General features: G+C 51.6%; 14 protein-coding genes and 1 pseudogene. 2 read left to right on the top strand and 13 right to left on the bottom strand.

Translation table 11 applies throughout. The features are described from left to right. Positions 1-232: 232 nt before the first annotated feature. From fdhF to alsR, 12 genes and pseudogenes are all read right to left on the bottom strand, one after another. Complete coding sequence (gene fdhF, locus EAS44_RS22880; protein ID WP_011076734.1) at positions 233-2,380, bottom strand: formate dehydrogenase H subunit alpha, selenocysteine-containing; 2,148 nt, start codon at positions 2,378-2,380, stop codon at positions 233-235. Between the two features lie 197 nt (positions 2,381-2,577). Beyond that, the gene (gene mdtP / locus EAS44_RS22875; RefSeq protein ID WP_000610578.1) at positions 2,578-4,044 is read right to left on the bottom strand and encodes a multidrug efflux transporter outer membrane subunit MdtP; all 1,467 of its coding nucleotides are present in this window, start codon (positions 4,042-4,044) and stop codon (positions 2,578-2,580) included. After that, complete coding sequence (gene mdtO / locus EAS44_RS22870) at positions 4,041-6,092, bottom strand: multidrug efflux transporter permease subunit MdtO (protein ID WP_001275179.1); 2,052 nt, start codon at positions 6,090-6,092, stop codon at positions 4,041-4,043. The genes mdtP and mdtO overlap by 4 nt, the downstream gene beginning before the upstream one ends. Continuing rightward, positions 6,092-7,123 carry a multidrug efflux transporter periplasmic adaptor subunit MdtN gene (gene mdtN, locus EAS44_RS22865; RefSeq protein ID WP_000446369.1) on the bottom strand — a complete coding sequence of 344 codons (1,032 nt, stop codon included), beginning with the start codon at positions 7,121-7,123 and terminating at the stop codon, positions 6,092-6,094. Before mdtN ends, mdtO begins: the two co-directional genes overlap by 1 nt. A gap of 18 nt (positions 7,124-7,141) precedes the next feature. After that, positions 7,142-7,417, bottom strand: a complete 276-nt coding sequence (ytcA, locus tag EAS44_RS22860; RefSeq protein WP_001317551.1) for a YtcA family lipoprotein — start codon at positions 7,415-7,417, stop codon at positions 7,142-7,144. Positions 7,418-7,624: 207 nt separating this feature from the next. Then, complete coding sequence (gene yjcS / locus EAS44_RS22855; protein ID WP_001350810.1) at positions 7,625-9,610, bottom strand: alkyl sulfatase YjcS; 1,986 nt, start codon at positions 9,608-9,610, stop codon at positions 7,625-7,627. A gap of 274 nt (positions 9,611-9,884) precedes the next feature. Further along, a complete protein-coding gene (alsK, locus tag EAS44_RS22850; RefSeq protein WP_001171671.1) occupies positions 9,885-10,814 on the bottom strand; it encodes an allose kinase in 930 nt (309 codons plus the stop codon). Next, a complete protein-coding gene (alsE, locus tag EAS44_RS22845; protein ID WP_001314355.1) occupies positions 10,798-11,493 on the bottom strand; it encodes a D-allulose-6-phosphate 3-epimerase in 696 nt (231 codons plus the stop codon). The genes alsK and alsE overlap by 17 nt, the downstream gene beginning before the upstream one ends. Before the next feature lie 10 nt (positions 11,494-11,503). Further along, positions 11,504-12,484, bottom strand: a pseudogene (gene alsC, locus EAS44_RS22840) (D-allose ABC transporter permease). Next, positions 12,463-13,995: a D-allose ABC transporter ATP-binding protein AlsA gene (gene alsA, locus EAS44_RS22835; protein ID WP_000235242.1), complete on the bottom strand. Its 1,533-nt coding sequence runs from the start codon at positions 13,993-13,995 to the stop codon at positions 12,463-12,465. The pseudogene alsC and the gene alsA overlap by 22 nt, the downstream one beginning before the upstream one ends. A gap of 126 nt (positions 13,996-14,121) precedes the next feature. Then, complete coding sequence (alsB, locus tag EAS44_RS22830; RefSeq protein ID WP_001361478.1) at positions 14,122-15,057, bottom strand: D-allose transporter substrate-binding protein; 936 nt, start codon at positions 15,055-15,057, stop codon at positions 14,122-14,124. Between the two features lie 58 nt (positions 15,058-15,115). After that, positions 15,116-16,006, bottom strand: a complete 891-nt coding sequence (alsR, locus tag EAS44_RS22825; RefSeq protein WP_000083216.1) for a MurR/RpiR family transcriptional regulator — start codon at positions 16,004-16,006, stop codon at positions 15,116-15,118. A gap of 358 nt (positions 16,007-16,364) precedes the next feature. Here alsR and rpiB point away from each other — a divergent pair, with 358 nt between their 5' ends. Next, positions 16,365-16,814: a bifunctional allose-6-phosphate isomerase/ribose-5-phosphate isomerase RpiB gene (gene rpiB / locus EAS44_RS22820; RefSeq protein WP_000716787.1), complete on the top strand. Its 450-nt coding sequence runs from the start codon at positions 16,365-16,367 to the stop codon at positions 16,812-16,814. A gap of 68 nt (positions 16,815-16,882) precedes the next feature. After that, entirely contained in the window at positions 16,883-17,212 is a 330-nt protein-coding gene (yjdP, locus tag EAS44_RS22815) for a DDRRRQL repeat protein YjdP (protein WP_000819748.1), read from the top strand. Between the two features lie 27 nt (positions 17,213-17,239). Here yjdP and phnP read toward each other — a convergent pair whose 3' ends face one another. Then, a complete protein-coding gene (gene phnP, locus EAS44_RS22810) occupies positions 17,240-17,998 on the bottom strand; it encodes a phosphonate metabolism protein PhnP (RefSeq protein ID WP_000059915.1) in 759 nt (252 codons plus the stop codon).

The raw sequence follows: 17,998 nt of genomic DNA, 5'->3' as shown, positions 1-17,998 counted from the left end.
TCAAATGTAAAGTATTATTACGTTAGGCCGCGATGAGAATTGAGTAAAGATAATTCTCATTTGCAATCGTGACTGGAATAGAAGAACAACCGAGAAGACGTCGCTAATAACCAGGATGGGCTGGTTTGACTGCGCAGGTATGTATAAAAAAATCCGGAAACAGAGAGTCGTTTCCGGATTGATACAAAGGCGTTGGGTAATATCGCCGCTTTTAACGTGAGTTTACGCGGTATTACGCCAGTGCCGCTTCGCGCAGGCGAGTTTTCAACTTGTTGTACTCGTCAATCACGTACTGCTCGGCGGCGCGCTGATCGGCGATCGGCTCGACGCGCACGGCGCAGTATTTGTATTCCGGCGTTTTCGTAATCGGGCTTAAGTTTTCGGTCACCAGCTCGTTACAGGCACCAATCCACCACTGGTAGGTCATGTAAATCGCCCCTTTGTTCGGACGATCGCTGACCTGCGCACGGGTGATAATTTTGCCTTTACGCGAGTGCACCCAAACCAATGCCTCATCTTCAATACCCAGACGTTTGGCGTCTTCGGTATTGATTTGTGCGTAGCCAGGTTCATCAGCCAGCGCCGCCAGTGCCGCACAGTTACCGGTCATCGAACGGCAAGAGTAGTGACCAACTTCACGCACCGTTGACAGTACCATCGGGTACTCGTCGGTGAGTTTGTCGATTGGCGCTACCCAGTCGCAGGTGAAGAACTGCGCCAGACCGTTCGGGGTATCAAACTTCTCTTTAAACAGATAAGAAGTCCCCTGATCGGCATCTGAAGTATCGCGGCAAGGCCACTGAATGAAGCCCAGTTCGCCCATTTTCTCGTAAGTCGCACCGTAGAAATCCGGGCACAGATGACGCAACTCGTCCCAGATCTCCTGGGTGTTGTTGTAGTGCATCGGATAACCCATACGAGTGGCAATTTCACTGATGATTTGCCAGTCCGTTTTCAGATCCCACTTCGGCTCAACCGCCTTGAAGAAACGCTGGAAGCCACGGTCAGCCGCAGTAAACACGCCTTCATGCTCGCCCCACGACGTTGACGGTAAAATGACATCCGCCGCCGACGCGGTTTTGGTCATAAAGATGTCCTGAACGATAACCAGTTCCAGATCTTCAAAGGCTTTACGTACTGCCGACAGTTCCGCGTCAGTTTGCAGCGGATCTTCGCCCATAATGTACGCCGCTCTCACTTCACCATGCGCCACGCGGTGCGGCAGCTCGCTGATACGATAACCGGTATGAGCAGGCAGGCTTTCCACGCCCCAGGCTTTGGCAAATTTCTCGCGGTTAGCCGGATCTTTCACGTACTGATAGCCCGGATACGTATCCGGCAGCGCGCCCATATCGCAGGCACCCTGCACGTTGTTCTGACCACGAACCGGGTTTACACCCGCATGTGGCTTACCGAGGTTACCGGTCAGCATCGCGAGGCTGGTCAGAGAACGCACGGTTTCCACGCCCTGATAGAACTGGGTTACCCCCATGCCCCACAGGATGGCGGCGCTTTCCGCCTGGGCATACATCCGCGCCGCCTGACGAATCTCACTGGCGCTGACGCCGGTGATATCTTCAACCGACTCCGGCGTGTAGCCTTCAACGATTTTACGATACTCTTCAAAGCCTTCTGTACGGGAAGCGACGAACGCTTTGTCGTACAGATTTTCTTCAATAATGACATGGCCCATCGCATTCAACAGCGCGATGTTCGAGCCGTTTTTCAATGCAATGTGCATGTCAGCAATGCGCGCGGTTTCAATTTTACGCGGATCGCAGACGATAATTTTCGCCCCGTTACGTTTAGCGTTAATTACGTGATTCGCCACGATTGGGTGGGAATCCGCCGGGTTATACCCGAAAACGAACACTAAATCGGTATTATCAATTTCGTTAATAGCATTGCTCATTGCGCCATTACCGACCGATTGGTGCAGACCTGCAACCGATGGGCCGTGTCAGACACGAGCGCAGCAGTCAACGTTATTGGTACCAATAACGGCGCGCGCAAATTTTTGCATTACATAGTTGGTTTCGTTACCCGTACCGCGCGAGGAGCCGGTCGTCTGGATGGCATCCGGACCGTACTTCTCTTTGATGGCGCTCAGGCGCTCGGCAACGTAATTCAGTGCCTCATCCCAGGAAACAGGTTCGAGTTTGCCGCCACGCTGGCGACGGATCATGGGGGTTTTCAGGCGCGGGGTCAGGATCTGGGTATCGTTAATGAAGTCCCAGCCATAATAACCCTTCAGACACAGGGTACCCTGGTTGGTTTTCCCCTGCGCTGCCTCCGCCCGGACGATTTTGCCGTTATCGACGACCAGGTTGATTTTGCAACCTGATGCGCAATAGGGGCAAACCGTGACGACTTTTTTCATCGGTCTCGCTCCAGTTAATCAAATCACGCATACGCGCTCTCGACTACAGTATGCATCTTTTATGCCACATTTTATTTGGGGTCATTCCCTGATATTACGGGCACTATTTATTCAAAACTCTGACGAAAAACAGGCTGTCGTCAGTTTTGACGTGACGAAACGAAATACCGCGTGACAGCCATCACGCGGTAGACATTTTATTTTTTCTCGACGATGGGAGCCGCCTGATACCCGCCGCCCAGCGATTTCATCAACTGAATGCTTTGGATCACCCGGCGGCTGTCCAGCATCAGTAATGACATCTCTTCGGCAAGCACTGGCAACCGGGCTTCGGTGGCCTGTAAGCGGCTGGTTAAGCCGCGCTGATAGGCGGCCTCGGCTGCGCGCTGGGTGAAGCGCGTTGCTTCTACGCGTTCAGCCTGCATCTCTCGCTCGTCGTTGAGCGTTTGCAGACGTGTGCCGTTGACGGCAACGTCACGCACCGCGTTCAGTACTGACTGGTTGTAACGTTCAATCATCATGTTGCTGGCGGCGCGAGTGCCTTCGAGATTGGCATTCAACCGTCCACCGTCAAACAGCGGCAATTTCAGACCCGGGATGAAGTTGAACTGGCGACTGGTTTTTTTGAATAAGGTATCCAGGTGGATGGAGTCCAGACCGAAAAACGCTTTGATATCAAAGCTCGGGTAGAACAGCGCCCGCGCGGAATCCACCTGATCTAATGACGCCTGAACATACCAGCGCATGGCTTGCAGATCCGGGCGTCTGGCGAGCAACTCATAAGAGAGCGTTGCCGGAATGCCGGTCTGTACTCGTGGTAATGCCACCGGTTTGATCTCCGGCATATCGCTGGCTCCCGCGCCAATCAATGCACGCAGAGATTCTCGCGTTTCAGTGATTTGCCCTTTGACGGCAGCAATTTGTTTATCGACCGCCAGAATCTGTGCCCGCGCGCCGTGGAAAGGCACTTGCGCTTCCAGACCGTGCGCCACTTTACTCTGGTGCGCTTTCACCGCGTAATCAATCACATCGCGAGTTTGTTCTAACAGATCGAGCATCTGATAGCTGGCCTGCATACTGTAATAAAGCTGCGCTACGCCCGTGGTCAGCGATAGCTCTACTGCTGCGGTTTCTGCCAGCGCGGCATTATGCGCGCCAATGGCGGCAGCAACCGCTGAGCGATGCACACCCCACAAATCGAGATCCAGTCCGGCAAACAAACCGACTGTGGCTTCCGTATAGTACGGCCCGTCCATACCCAGTGCTGGCGCATCCATCGCATAAGGGCTTAAAAAGCCGTTCGCCGAGACGCGTTGGCGGTTGAGCATCCCTAACGCTGCGACCTGTAATTGTGAACCGGCATCTAACAAATCGGCCTGGGACTGCGCTTTTTCTTCCCGCAGTTTCGCTTCGGCGAGGGTGTGTGAACCACTTAGCGTCCGTTGGATCAGCGCATCCAGCTGCGGGTCATTGAGTTGTTTCCACCACTGCGCCTGCGGCCAGCCGGAGCTGGCAAGATGAATATCATCGGCCAGTTTGATTTGTTCCGGTTTGAGCTGTTGATGAGGCGCAGAATCCTTACGTACCAGGGCACAGCCGGAAATCAGCGTCGTGCTGCCGAGAATGCTGCACAACAGCAGACGTGAAAGTTGACGATTGATCATTGCGTGGCTCCTTGTGCCTGTTCCGTGGCGGGCGTTAATGCCGGAGCTGTCCAGTCTGGCAAGCGGGCGAAAAGCTGGCAGACGTGTTGCTCCTGTTTTAATAAGGTGGGCAGGATGGCCTGCGAGGCGGGTGTTTCTTCAAGCGTTATTTGAGGAGAACGGCTGAGTGCGGTTGCCAGACCGGCAGCGTATTTCTCCAGGGCGTCGGCAAACTGACCTGCTCTGTCCGGCTGTAGTGCGTTATCCAGCGCCTGCGCCGAGTTCCAGGTGGCATCCCAGGCGTGAAGAATATCGCGGCCCTGACGAATAACCGTTTGCGAACGTTCAATCAGTAATGCGCGTTCTTCGCTGTCCAGTTGACGCTCCAGCACCACGCGTTGGCACATCTCTTCACAGGCATTAAACGCCGCATGCAGACCTATGCGAATTTGCAGATAAGTGCGCAGAGCCGTGACTTCCTGCTGGCGTGGGATCCGCATTACTTTACTCAACATACCCAGCGCGCCAGCCAGTTTTTGCGGCAGCGTGCGCGCTTCGCTTTCAGGCCAGACAAAGGTGTAAATCACCGCGGACACCACGGTACCAATGATGATACCCAGAGCGCGATCGCGAATTTCCACCAGGTCGTACACCGGGCCAAAAACGTTTTCGAGCGTGGCGAGCGCGAAGGTGACCACCATCTGTGTGCCGATATAAGAAGAGCGTTCAGAGCTGGTGGCAATCCATGCGCCCAACAGGAAAATCGGTGCCAGCACAAACAGCAATTCGACAATATTGTCCAGCCAGGGCATGACCAGTAGCGTGAATAACAGTGCCAGAATCGCGCCGCAAAAGGCCCCACCAAAACGCAGCACCATCTTCTGGTACGACGAACCGACATTTGGATTAGCGACGATCACGCAGGTCAGCATACAGGTGTGAATGCCTTCCCAGTCCACGCCGCTGTAGAAGGTGTAACAGATCAAACAGGCGAGCAGCGTTTTTACCGCGTAGCGCATATAGTCTGGATTGGTAAAAGCATCGGCGACCATTGATGGCGGTTTGGCTGCGGGCGTTGGCGGCGTATTCGGGTCCATCTGACCAAGCTGTAACAGCGTCTGGCAGATATTCTCCAGGTTACATTCCCGTGCCGCCATCGCTTCACTTTCACTGATCCGCCAGTCGCTTTGCCAGCACTGACCTTCGGCAATGGTATGTTGCAGCTTGTTGATTTCTGAGACTAATTTTTGCCGAAATTCAATAATTGCCTGAGAATCAGCAAAAGAGGTGGGATCGTAGCGATTCAGCGTCGAGTAAATGTAGGTTACCGTTGCCACGCAGCTTTGCCACCATGCGCTCTGGGTTCGCCAGTTGGCATCATCCGCGAGGCAAAAGACATTGAGTTTTTGCAGCGCCAGCGCCTCTCTTTCAATCCGCGTTTCGGGTAGCGGTGCGAGGCTGTCCGTCAGGTGGCTAATGGCATCATCAAGCCGATCATTAAGCGCCTGATGCATCTGCGTAATGGCACGACTGGGAAACCACAGCACGCCGATTAACGTCATCAGCAAGGTTGGATAGAGGCCAACAACGATACACCACAGCGTTAAGCGCACGACCACTTCCGGATAGTCGAGCATGGCGGGGAAGGTTTGCCCGTAAATAGCGACAATGGCGACGGCGAAAAAGACCAGTCCCAGCCGATGGGTGCGCATCAAAAACATGCAGCCCATCAGGATCGGCCCGGCGATGATCAATCGGATCAACGGTTCGCCATATGACCATTTGTAGATCAAAAACAGGCTGCCGATCTCCAGCACCGTGGCAACCACAAACAAGATCGCGACAAATTTGGTGTAAAACGCGTTCGACTGAATACCGTAAAACAGCACTGCCAGTGATAACGCCACAAAAGGGATCTCAAAAGTCATCGAGATCAGAATCACCAGCAGGCAGCCTACCCAGAGTTGCATAGTCTGTGGCACGCGCCCTGGTCGCCGCTCGCTTAACTCTTCATGAAAGAACGCCAGCAGCCTGACCACCGGTAATGGCAGGGAGTTGAGCGCGCTCATTATTGTGGCTCAAGATTAGCGACTGCCGAAGCGCCGATGCGGAACATTTCCGGGTCAGGTTTATCAACCATGATTTTGACCGGAAAACGCTGGGCAACGCGGACCCAGTTAATAGACCGTGACACTTTCGGCAGGCCGCCCAGCACCAGGCCGCCGTCATCCGGTAGCACGCCGTAGCCAATCGAATCCACTTTACCCTCGAAGGTTTTGCCGCTGTCGCTCATCAGGCGAATGGTTGCGAGTGTACCCGAGCGAATATTTTTCAGATCAGTTTCGCGGAAGTTGGCAATCACGTACCAGTGACGAGTGTCGATTAGAGTGAAAATAGGGCGCATCGCAGATGCAAACTGCCCGACGGAGGTTTTGAGGGAAATGACCCGGCCATCAAACGGCGCGCGAACGGTCGCCATTTCCAGATGCAGTTTCGTCAACGCAATATCCGCTTCGACTGCCGCACGTTGCGCCACCAGCGCATCCACGCCGCTGACGGAGCTGGCGGCTGACTGCGCCTGCAACAATACGGCATTAAGGTCCGCTTCTGCCGCACGCTGTGCGGTTCTTGCACGGTCAACCTCTTCCGCAGAAACAAAACCTTCTCGCAGTAGCGGTTCGGTACGGCGTAACGTATCGCTGGCTTGTTTCGCGGCGGCACGGGCTTTTTCTACCGTGGCATTAACCGAGTCGGCACCAAACTGTTGTGCGTCAACGCTACGCTGGGTGAGCATAATTTGCTTATCCAGCGCCGCGAGGGAGGCTTCAGCTTTCGCCAGATTGGCTTCGTACGGGCGCGGGTCAATGCGGAACAGCAAATCGCCCTGTTTCACCGCCTGGTTGTCGGTGACCGCCAGTTCTACAATGCGACCGCTGACTTCCGGCACCACATCAATGGTATCTGCTGACGCGTAAGCGTCATTAGTTGATGGCGCACTGTCTACGCGCCAGATAACGAAAACAAGGGCAACCAGCGCCAACGCAACCACTAACAGAGCAGGGAATTTACTGCGAGGAGCTTTTTTCGGCGTACTTTCCATGAGCGCGTCTCAAATAGATTAGAAAAATGCCAGCCAGAACAGCATGGCGTAGAGAGCAAAAAGGGCGGTATAAATAATTCCGACAAATGCCAGATTGATATTTGTCCGCTGAATAATTCGCCTCGTGATGAGCGTCAAAATAAGGCTGGCAATAGCGCAGAAAAACCAGCCGGGATAATAAGCGCCGATCACCGGGATTGCCGGAGATAATGAGCATCCCGAAACCATGAAGACGGGAATTATCCAGGCTGTTTTTTTGAGTTGCATCGCCATGCGAGAGAGAACTGTTGGCATATTAAATACATCCTGTCTGCTGCGAACAATATCTGTAGTGAATATCAATATCCATTGAAGGCGTCAGTATGGCTATTTTCTCGATGAATAAAAATAGCTTTATTCAGCCACCGCATTCATAACTTATATATTTTATTTATTAATTGGCTGTATATATTTTTAAAGCAAATGCTTTGGGGGCTTCAGCGCCCCCAAAAGCGAGTGACATTAATTTGGGGTTACGATATTCACCCACAAATCGAAATTATCCAGACAGGCGATAATTTCTTCCAGTTTCGCGCCATTGCCAATAATTTTGGCTTTCTTCGCTTTCACCTGATCGGCCATTTTTGCCTGTCCGGTCAGCACGGCGTGCAGATCTTCACGGCTGATGTAGAAAGAGGCGTCAGCTTGCGGTTGCAGTGTTTTACGGTAGTTAAGCACGCTATCGTTCAGCGTCAGGTTGAGGTTATCGCCGTTGCTCATATTGAAGTTCAGGCTGATATTTTTACCCGCGGCTTTCACGCTATCGAGGCGAACGGACATAAAGTCGAACAGCATTTCGACCGACATCCCGCGAATGGTGTCCGGGGAACCGGTGGTGCCGTGGCTGAACTTATGCACCCCTTCGCGCAGCTCTTTCGCGCCGGTCAGGTAGAAACCGCGCCAGGTGGCGGACTCGGCCTGATAGCCCAGCTGTTCAAAATTATTCGCTTGCAGATTCTTCGCGACCTGGTCACCCGGGTTGGCGGCAATCACCTGTTTCAGCAGTTCTGCCGACCAGCGATAATCACCTTGCTTGTTCGCTTCTTGCGCCAGGTTGATGACGCGGGCAGAACCGCCCAGCGCCTGCACGTAACGTTTACCCATCTCCACCTGACCATACGGATGCAGGTTAGCCGGGTTACCGTCGTAATAGCCAAGATAGAAGTTATACACCGCGCGGGCGTTGTGGCTGACAGAACCGTAATAGCCGCGGCTGGCCCAGTTATTGGCAAGCGCAGGCGGCAGCTTAATCATGTCGCCGATTTCATTCATGGTGTAGCCCTGGTTCGCCAGGTGCAGGGTCTGGTCGTGAATGTACTTGATAGTATCGCGATATTTACCAATATAATCATTGATATGCTTATTGCCCCAGACCGGCCAGGTGTGCGGCATAAACAGCACTTCCGCGTCGTTACCCCACATATCCAACGTTTCGTTCAGATACTCGGTCCACTTGCTGGTGTCGCGGGTTTTCGCGCCGCGCAGGGTGTAGAAGTTGTGCAGGGTATGCGTGGCATTCTCGGCGGTACACAGGGCTTTCAGGGCCGGAATATAGAAGTGCATTTCCGCTGGCGCTTCGCTACCTGGGGTCATCAGGAAGTCAAACTCCAGGCCGTCGATAATCATCTTCTCGCCAGTTCTCACGATAGTTTTAGTCGGTGCAATAATGCTTGGGTCGCCGGTTGCCAGCGTCACGCCGAGGCCGTTGCCCACGTTGCCTTGCGCGTTGTGCGGCAGTAACAGACCGTAAGAGTAGAGCGCACGGCGGCTCATGATGTTACCCGCCAGCACGTTTTCGCTGATGGCTTCGTCCATAAAGCCAGCTGGAGCAATCACCTGAACTTTGCCGGATTTAACATCGGCTTCAGAGATAATACCTTTCACGCCGCCGTAGTGGTCGGCGTGGCTGTGAGTGTAGATAACGGCAACAATCGGTTTTTGCGGACGATGCTGGAAGTAAAGGTCAAGTGCGGCTTTTGCGGCAGGTGGCGTCACCAGTGGGTCAATAACAATAATGCCTTTCTCGCCCTCAACGAACGTAATGTTAGAGATATCCTGGCCGCGCACCTGATACATTTTATCGGTGACTTTGAACAGGCCAGAAATGCCGTTGATCTGCGACTGACGCCACAGGCTGGGGTTTACGGTTTCCGGCGCAGCGGCATTAATATCAAATTTGTAATCATTCGCGCGGTAGTAAATTTTACCGTTCGCATCACGCAGAATACCTTCATCCAGCAGCGGAGCGATAAATCCACGCTGAGCATCGTCAAAATCCTGGCGATCGCCAAACGGTAATGATTTGGCGTAATTCTGATTAACCTGTTGGGTATATTGAGTGGCGGCTTTCGCCTCATCTGTTGCGTAAGCGGTATTTATCATCATGCCGCTGGCGGCAGTGAACGCAATAACAATCCTGCTCAAACGGAATAACCGAGAGTTATTCATATAAATCTCCATTTATCATTTATGTCGTAAATATGTAATCCATGCAAAATACGTCATTTAAAGCTGGCGTTATCATAATTCTGAAATTGCGACTTTAATAAGTGGAAGTGTGAGCGGAACGAGCCATTTTATTAGGCATTTGTGCTGAAGAGGGAAAATTACAGTAGAACTATCATTGCTGGGAATAATATGGGCTGTTTTATGTAATTATTATATATATATTGTACCTGTCGTTGGCACAGCGGGACATTGCGCTACTGTGCCAACGCTTTACTCATGGGACTTTAGCACAGGACTGTGGCAAAAAACGTTGATGCGCCAATATTGCTGCACCCTGAGCGCCATTAAAGTCAGAAGATGAGGCGGCAATAAAGCGCACAACCTGATACGGCAGTGGACGGCGCAGGTACTTTTGGGTCATGGCAATGAGAGTCTCGGGTGGGAAGGCGGGCATATCCATCACGCCACCACCCAGAATCACCGCATCGGGATCGAACAGATTAATGCTGGTGGCAATGGCTCGTGCCGCGTTTTCAAGCAGACTCTGGACGAAAGGGGCGTTTTCCGCATGGACGAAAAGATCGCTCAATGGGTAATTTCGGGGCTGTTGTTCGTACCAGCGTCTTAGCGCCATTCCAGAGCAATTGGTTTCCAGGCACCCAGGATTACCACACGCGCAGTGTTGGGTCATATCTCCCAGGGGGATATGGCCCAGTTCGCCTGCCACACCGTGTGCACCCGTCCACGGCGCACCGTTCATCCACACTGCGAACCCCATCCCCGTACCGAGATAGGCTGCCAGAACCAGTTGTTGCGTAAGGCGATTTTCTACTACGTCCCAGGAGAGTTGCAGGTTAACGTCGCGGGAAAACTCAACCGGACAATTCAGCGTATTTTCGAGCTTATCGGCGAGATCATATAAATCTGCCGCTGTTAACGGCAGGTTAGGCGTAGAAATAATGGTGCGTTTATCTTTACTGACCAGCGCCGGAAATCCCATCACCAGACCATGACAGCGAGCGTTAAAGCGCCTGAGTTGCTCGTCAATCATTTCGCCGATACCCGACACCAGGTCGGGAGCAATAACTTCTGCGGTCCGCTTTTTTTCGCAGTGTAGCGTTTCACCTTCTGCTGTCCGCAGACAAAAGCGGATATGCGTTGCCCCCATATCCACGCCCGCTACGACGTTATGCTGTTTTTGCATGAGGCTGTACCTCGCTTTTTGCAGCCAGAATCTGCGCAGTCATAATTCTCCATGCTTCGTCGATATTTTCCGCATGATTAAACAGGCCGGAAGTGCCGACGATAAAGACATCCGCCCCTGCCGCCATTAGTTTTTCGTAAGTTGCCTGGTTGCAGGAACCGTCCACCTCAATTTCGTACTCCAGACCTTCTCGTTCACGCCATGCCTTCAGTTCGGCAACTTTATCCAGCATTTCAGGAATGAAGGGTTGTCCGGCAAAACCGGGATCGACAGTCATGACCGTAATTTTATCAGCCTTATGGATATAGTATTTCATGGCCTCAACCGGCGTTTCCGGATTAAGAATCAGCCCCACTTTCATGCCATGACGGCGGATTTCATCAATCAGGCGGAATGCCTGACCGTTGATAGTTTCCGGATGCAAAGTGATGAAATCAGCTCCCGCACGTGCCAGTTGAGCAATGTAATCCTGCGGACGCGTTACCATCAGATGGCAGTCGAGCGGTTTACTCGCCAGTTTTTTTACCTGGCTTACGAAGAACGGTGAGAGCGTCAGATTCGGCACAAAGTGGCCGTCCATGATATCGATGTGAAAGTAATCGGCATGGCTGTCGATAAATTCGATCTGTTCTTTAAATTTCAGCAGATCCATACACATTAACGAGGGGGAGATTTTCATGTTCAATTCCTTACTTACTGATAAGACGGTCAAGGGCGACAGCCGCGATAATTAATCCGCCCATCACCACCAGTTGGTAATAGGTTTGTACCTGCAAAATATTCAGACCGTTGTTGATGGTGCCGATGATCAACCCGCCAATCACCACAGAGAAAATGCGCCCCTTGCCGCCGAAGAAACTGGTGCCGCCAATGATGGCGCTGGCAATGGCATAGGTTTCAAAACCCATACCGGCAAGCGGTTCTGCGGCACCGAGTCGTGCAGTTGAGACGACGCCTGCCAGACCTGCACAAACACCGGAGATGATAAACACCACCAGGATGTGGAATTTCACGTCAATCCCGGAATAGAACGCCGAGTTTTTGTTGCCGCCCAGTGCGTAGATGTTGCGCCCGAGCCGCATACGCGTTGTCAGAAACCAAAGGATGAGCGCGACAATTAGCGAGAAGATAACGGGGACAGGTATCCCAATTACGCTGGCGGCAAAGAAGTTCACGAAGTCAAATGAGAAGCCGTATACCGAGTTGGCATCGGAGATCACCAGCGTGATCCCACGGAAAATAGCGTTGGTGCCAAGGGTGATAATGAACGGGTGTAGTCCCGTCCAGTTGACCAGGCAGCCGTTGATCGCCCCCAGTGCGCCGCCAACCAGTACACCGCCAATTAGCGCCGCGAGAAACGGATCAATACCTGCCAACATCAGTTTAGCGGTCACCATACCGGAAAGCGCCAGAATCGCGCCAACCTAAAGGTCGATACCGGCGACCAGGATAGCGAAGAATTCCCCCATGCCGATCAGTACCGTCACGGAGCTTTGCACAAAAATCTGGGTAATATTATTGGTGGTCAGAAAATATTCTGACGACAGCGAACCAAAAATGGCGACGATGATCGCCAGGATAAAAAAGGTGCCGTATTTATCCCAGAACAGCGCAAAGTTGAACGGTTTCTTCTCGCTCGCTTCGCTTTTTACTCGTGTGGTAAAGCCCATGCCATAATCTCCTCTTCGCTCATGTCATCGCGATTGGTCAGGATTTGCGTCAGTCGTCCTTCGCAGAACACGGCGATGCGGTCGCAGACGGTGATAATTTCAGGTAGTTCAGATGACACCATCAGGATGACTTTTCCGTCGTCCGCCAGTTGGCGCATCACTTTGTAAATTTCGGCTTTCGCGCCAACATCGATGCCACGGGTAGGTTCATCGAAAATGATCACTTCCGGGCGACAGCACAGCCATTTGGAGATCAGGACTTTCTGCTGGTTACCGCCGGAGAGTTCAGTGATGTTCTGGTTTACCGAATGACATTTCAGCGCCAGCAGTTCGCGTTGATTTTCAGCGGTACGTTGCTCGTCAACTTCATGAAACAACCCCATCGCGCCTTTATAGCCGCCGTCTTTCAGACTGCAGCTGATAGCCATGTTCTGAGCGATAGAAAAGTTGGGGAAAAAGCCGTTATCCCGGCGGCTTTCAGTGATGTAAGCCATCCCTTTTTTCACGGCATCCAGGGGAGAACGTGGAGAGATATCTTTGCCATTAAGACGGATTTCTCCGCCAGCGCGTTTATCAACGCCAAACAGGCAGTTCATCAGTTCAGTACGTCCGGAACCGACCAGTCCGGCAAAGCCTAATATTTCTCCCCGGCAGACGCTAAATGAGATATCCCGGACCTTTTTTCTGTCACGGCTGGTGACGTTGCGCACCTCAAAAACCGTATCGTGCGCAAGGTTGCTGACATTCTCCTTCATCGCGTTAAAACGGTTTTGCAATTCGCGGCCTACCATCAGACGGACGATATCGTCATTTGACACATCGCTCACCATGCCGCTGCAAACGCTGCTGCCGTCTTTCATCACCGTATAGCGGTCGCAAATACGGCGAATTTCCGCCAATTTATGCGAGATATAGACGATGGCCGTACCCTCCTTACGCAACTGATTCATGATCAGAAACAGATAGTCCACCTCTTTATTGGTGAGTGAGGAGGTGGGTTCATCCATGATGATGACTTTGGCATCGAGCATCAGCGTTTTGGCAATTTCCAGCATCTGCTTGTGGCTGATAGATAAATTCGCCACTTTCTCATCTAAATCAACTTTCAAGCCCACGCGTAATAACATCATGGCGGCGCGGACACGCATTTCTCGCCAGTCGATAATATTGACGCCACAGATTTTTTTCGTCAGATGACGACCAATATATAAATTTTCCAGTACGGTTAATTCATCAATAACGCTGAGTTCCTGATAAATAATCCCGATACCGAGTTGTGCCGCTAATTTATGATCCAGTTTGTTATAGTTAATGTTATTAATGGTAATGGTGCCTTTGGTCGGCTCATGTATCCCGGATAACACTTTCATTAGCGTAGATTTACCCGCACCATTTTCTCCTAGTAATGCATGTATTTCACCAGGATAAACCGTTAAATTAACCGACTTTAATGCGTGAACCGGACCAAAGGACTTGCCGATCCCCGCCATCGATATATATGGCGTGGCCATAAATAACCTCTCTGCACGAAATATCGTATTATTGCCTGATGGCTACGTTTATCAGGTCTACGTTCAGGTTATTTTGTTGGCCGGATAAGACACTTCATTAGCATCATCATCCGGCATCATTCAGTTTTATTGAGTGACCAGGATTGAATCGACCAGTTTAAATTCCGGTGCTTTATCCAGCGGGATAACCTTGCCGGATTTCTCAGCGTCAACCATCAGCTTCAGACCCGTTGCACCGATATCCGCCGGGTTCTGGGCAACCGTCGCGGTCATTTGTCCGGCTTCCACCATTTTGCGGGCTTCCGGAATGCCATCTGTACCGACGACCAACACTTTGCCCGTTTTTCCAGCGTTTGCGACTGCCTGAGCAACACCCATTGCCATCGTGTCATTCGCGCAATAGATCGCTTTAATATTCGGATTACGTTGCAACACGTTAGTGGCGACATCCAGTGCTTTAATACGGTCCCAGTCGGCAGGCTGGCTGGCGACAAGCTTGATCTGGCTTGCTTTTTTGAAGGCTTCGGTGGCACCATTACGACGCGCTTCACCGGAGGCGTTACCGGCTTTACCCTCAATGATTGCGACTTCACCCCCTTCGGCACCCAGCTTGTCAATAATGAATGACGCGCCTTTCGCCCCGACGGCAACATTATCGGTGGTGACAAAACCTTCCACATTACCGCCTGCTTTTTTCAGATTATCCATGTCGATTTTTTCATCGAGATTGACCAGATAAATGCCTTTTTTCCATGCGCGGGCGACAGGCATGACCAGGTTCACTGAGGATAATGGTGCGAAGGCGATACCTTTGTAATTTTTATTACTGAGATCTTCAAATAACTGCAATTGAGATTGAAAATCGCCTTCTGAAGGAGAGGCAAAAATATCAACGCTGACGCCCAGCGTTTTTGCTTCATCTTCAATGCCTTTTTTCATATCTACCCAAAATGGATTGGAGAGTGTTTTCAATACGACGGCATATTCGGCGGCAGCAAAAGCGCTGGTTGACAACATTAAGCCCACGAGTGTGCCGCTGAAATATTTCAGATATTTATTCATAATCATGTTCTCACGGTAAGGGGAGAGGTAACTCCGCGATGGCGGAATTACCTTTTTCTTATTTCAGCGCGCCTGGTGAGAAGAAATCAACAATTGCGCCGGTTTTTTGCATATTAATATTAGCTTGTTCAATATTGAGCTGGGCGACAGAGACAAAAAACGCGTCCAGCAAAGTCAGTTGTAATATTCTTGCCGAGGCATTACGACCTAATAACGGTGTTTCCGGGGCCGGTGAGCAAATAATATAATCGGCCAGCTTCGCTATTGGTGAATGATAGCTATGCGTTATACAAATAATCTTTGCCCCGTTCTTTTTTGCCAGTTCTACAGCCGCTTTTACATCACTGGTTCGCCCGGAATGGGTCACCACCAGCACCACATCTCCTTCCTGTAACAACGAAGCAGACATCATCATGATGTGAGCGTCCGGATAGGCCTGGCAGCGTACGCCAATGCGCAAAAACTTGTGCTGTACATCAGCACAGATAGCATTTGATCCTCCGGCACCGTACAAATCCCGCTGTCTGGCCTGATAGAAAAAGCGGGCGGCACGGTGGATCTCATCAACGTTGACGATCGACTGACCTTCCATAATGGTGCGTAAAGTGATGTTAAATACCTTATTCACCACATCCTGCGGCGCTTCATCAAAAGCCAACTCGGAAGGCAATACTTGTTCTGACTGAGAAAAATAATCTTCCAGCGCACTGCGTAAGTTACGAAAGCCGCTAAACCCCAGCAGCTTTGATACCTTAACGATCATCGCTTCAGATACCGCCAGAGCTTCTGCGACATCTTTAATTGCGGGTGCACAACTCAGGTTACCGGGTTTGAGTAACCACTCCACGATGCGGCTTTCGTTTTCTGTCATTCCTTCCTGCTTCATTCGCAGGTAAGGCGCTAACCCGATACCGTTCGGAAGCGCTGAATCAAACTCTGACTGGCTCATCACGTTCTCTTGTCCTTGAATTGAAGACGCCACTATATCACCACAGCAAGAACAGAAAAGATGCTGGCAACTTCACAAAAAAATAAAATTTATAAAGTTTGTTTTGTTGTGAATAATGGAGAGTGGCTTAAAATTTCATTTCATTTAATCACTTTAAAAACATGATGTTATTTGTTTTCCTGGTTTATTAGATGATAGATGTTGCTGGATAGTGAGTGTCTTTAACGCTATTGCGCTGCCAGATGTAACTCTGTAAAACAGATCGGGAAGGCGGATTTCATCGATTTTGGGTGTTTTTAATTCATTTACATCACAAATGTTTTTTGATTGTGAAGTTTTGCGCGGGCGGGGAAGATGAATGAAAAAGATTGCATTTGGCTGTGATCATGTCGGTTTCATTTTAAAACATGAAATAGTGGCACATTTAGTTGAGCGTGACGTTGAAGTGATTGATAAAGGAACCTGGTCGTTAGAGCGTACTGATTATCCGCATTACGCCAGTCAAGTCGCACTGGCCGTTGCTGGCGGAGAGGCTGATGGCGGGATTTTGATTTGTGGCACTGGCGTCGGTATTTCGATAGCGGCGAACAAGTTTGCCGGAATTCGCGCGGTCGTTTGTAGCGAACCTTATTCCGCGCAACTTTCGCGGCAGCATAACGACACCAACGTGCTGGCTTTTGGTTCACGAGTGGTTGGCCTCGAACTGGCAAAAATGATTGTCGATGCGTGGCTGGGCGCACAGTACGAAGGCGGTCGTCATCAACAACGCGTGGAGGCGATTACGGCAATAGAGCAGCAAAGGAATTGAGATTCATCCACTACTTGCATGGATGAGTAATGACTAATGTGGATAGAGTTTCTTTTTGAGGTTGGCTAATGAAACGCTTTCCGCTATTTCTTTTATTCACCCTGCTCACGCTGTCCACCGTTCCGGCCCAGGCCGATATTATCGACGACACCATTGGCAATATTCAGCAGGCGATTAACGACGCTTATAACCCTGACCGTGGGCGAGACTATGAAGATTCGCGCGACGACGGTTGGCAACGCCAGGTGAGCGACGATCGTCGCAAGCAATATAACGATCGCCGCCGCCAGTTTGAAGATCGCCGCAGGCAGCTGGACGATCGCCAGCGCCAGCTTGATCAGGAGCGTCGGCAACTGGAAGATGAAGAGCGGAGAATGGAAGATGAGTATGGGCGTTGATATAGGGGCCGGCGCGGGTATTTTCCCTCACGCCACCTCAATATCCATCCCATCAAACCCCGCCTCAAACCCCGATGGTAGCGCGTTTTCCATCAGCCACGCATCAAACTGATGGCTGATATGGGTCAGAATCACCCGCGGCGAGCGGATAACCTGATTCAGCGCAAGCACGGTATTTAAATCACAGTGATTACGCGGTGCATCCTCGCGCGGCGGGTGGCTGCAATCAATCACCATTACCTGTGGCTGATTATTGCGTAAAAATTTCAGCGTTTTTTCCGGCAGGCCTGCAGTGTCAGACAGCCACGCCACCCGGCTATGTGCCGTTTCCAGTAGATAGCCGAAAGTGAGTTTCGAATGGTTAAGCGGCAGCGGCGTGACCTGCAACCCCTGCAAATCAAACACCACAAACGGCTCCACCGTGTGGCTGAAATCAAGCAGGCCCGGATGTTTAAACAGATCGTCGCAGCCCTGCTCATCCGGTGGACCGTAGACCGGGATTGTGTCGCCCACGCCCCAGCGCAGCGGGAACAGCCCCTGGACGTGATCCATATGGTAGTGCGTCAGCAAAAACTGCTGGAACGATCCGGGCGACCAGCGATCGGCGAGATCGTGCAGCCCGGCGTCGATCAGGGTGATCGCGTCGTTAAACTTCACGACGCCGCTGCATGGCTGGCGGCGATACTGCGGCGAGCGTCGCGCTCTGGCGCAGGCCGCGCACTCGCAGCCCCATGCCGGAACGCCCTGTGCGCCGCCGGTGCCGGTGAGCGTGAGGGTCAGGCTCAT

This window comes from Escherichia coli DSM 30083 = JCM 1649 = ATCC 11775 (genome assembly GCF_003697165.2).
GTDB lineage: Bacteria > Pseudomonadota > Gammaproteobacteria > Enterobacterales > Enterobacteriaceae > Escherichia > Escherichia coli.
Note: the sequence above shows the minus strand (reverse complement) of the source record. Positions and strands in the feature narration are given on the sequence as shown.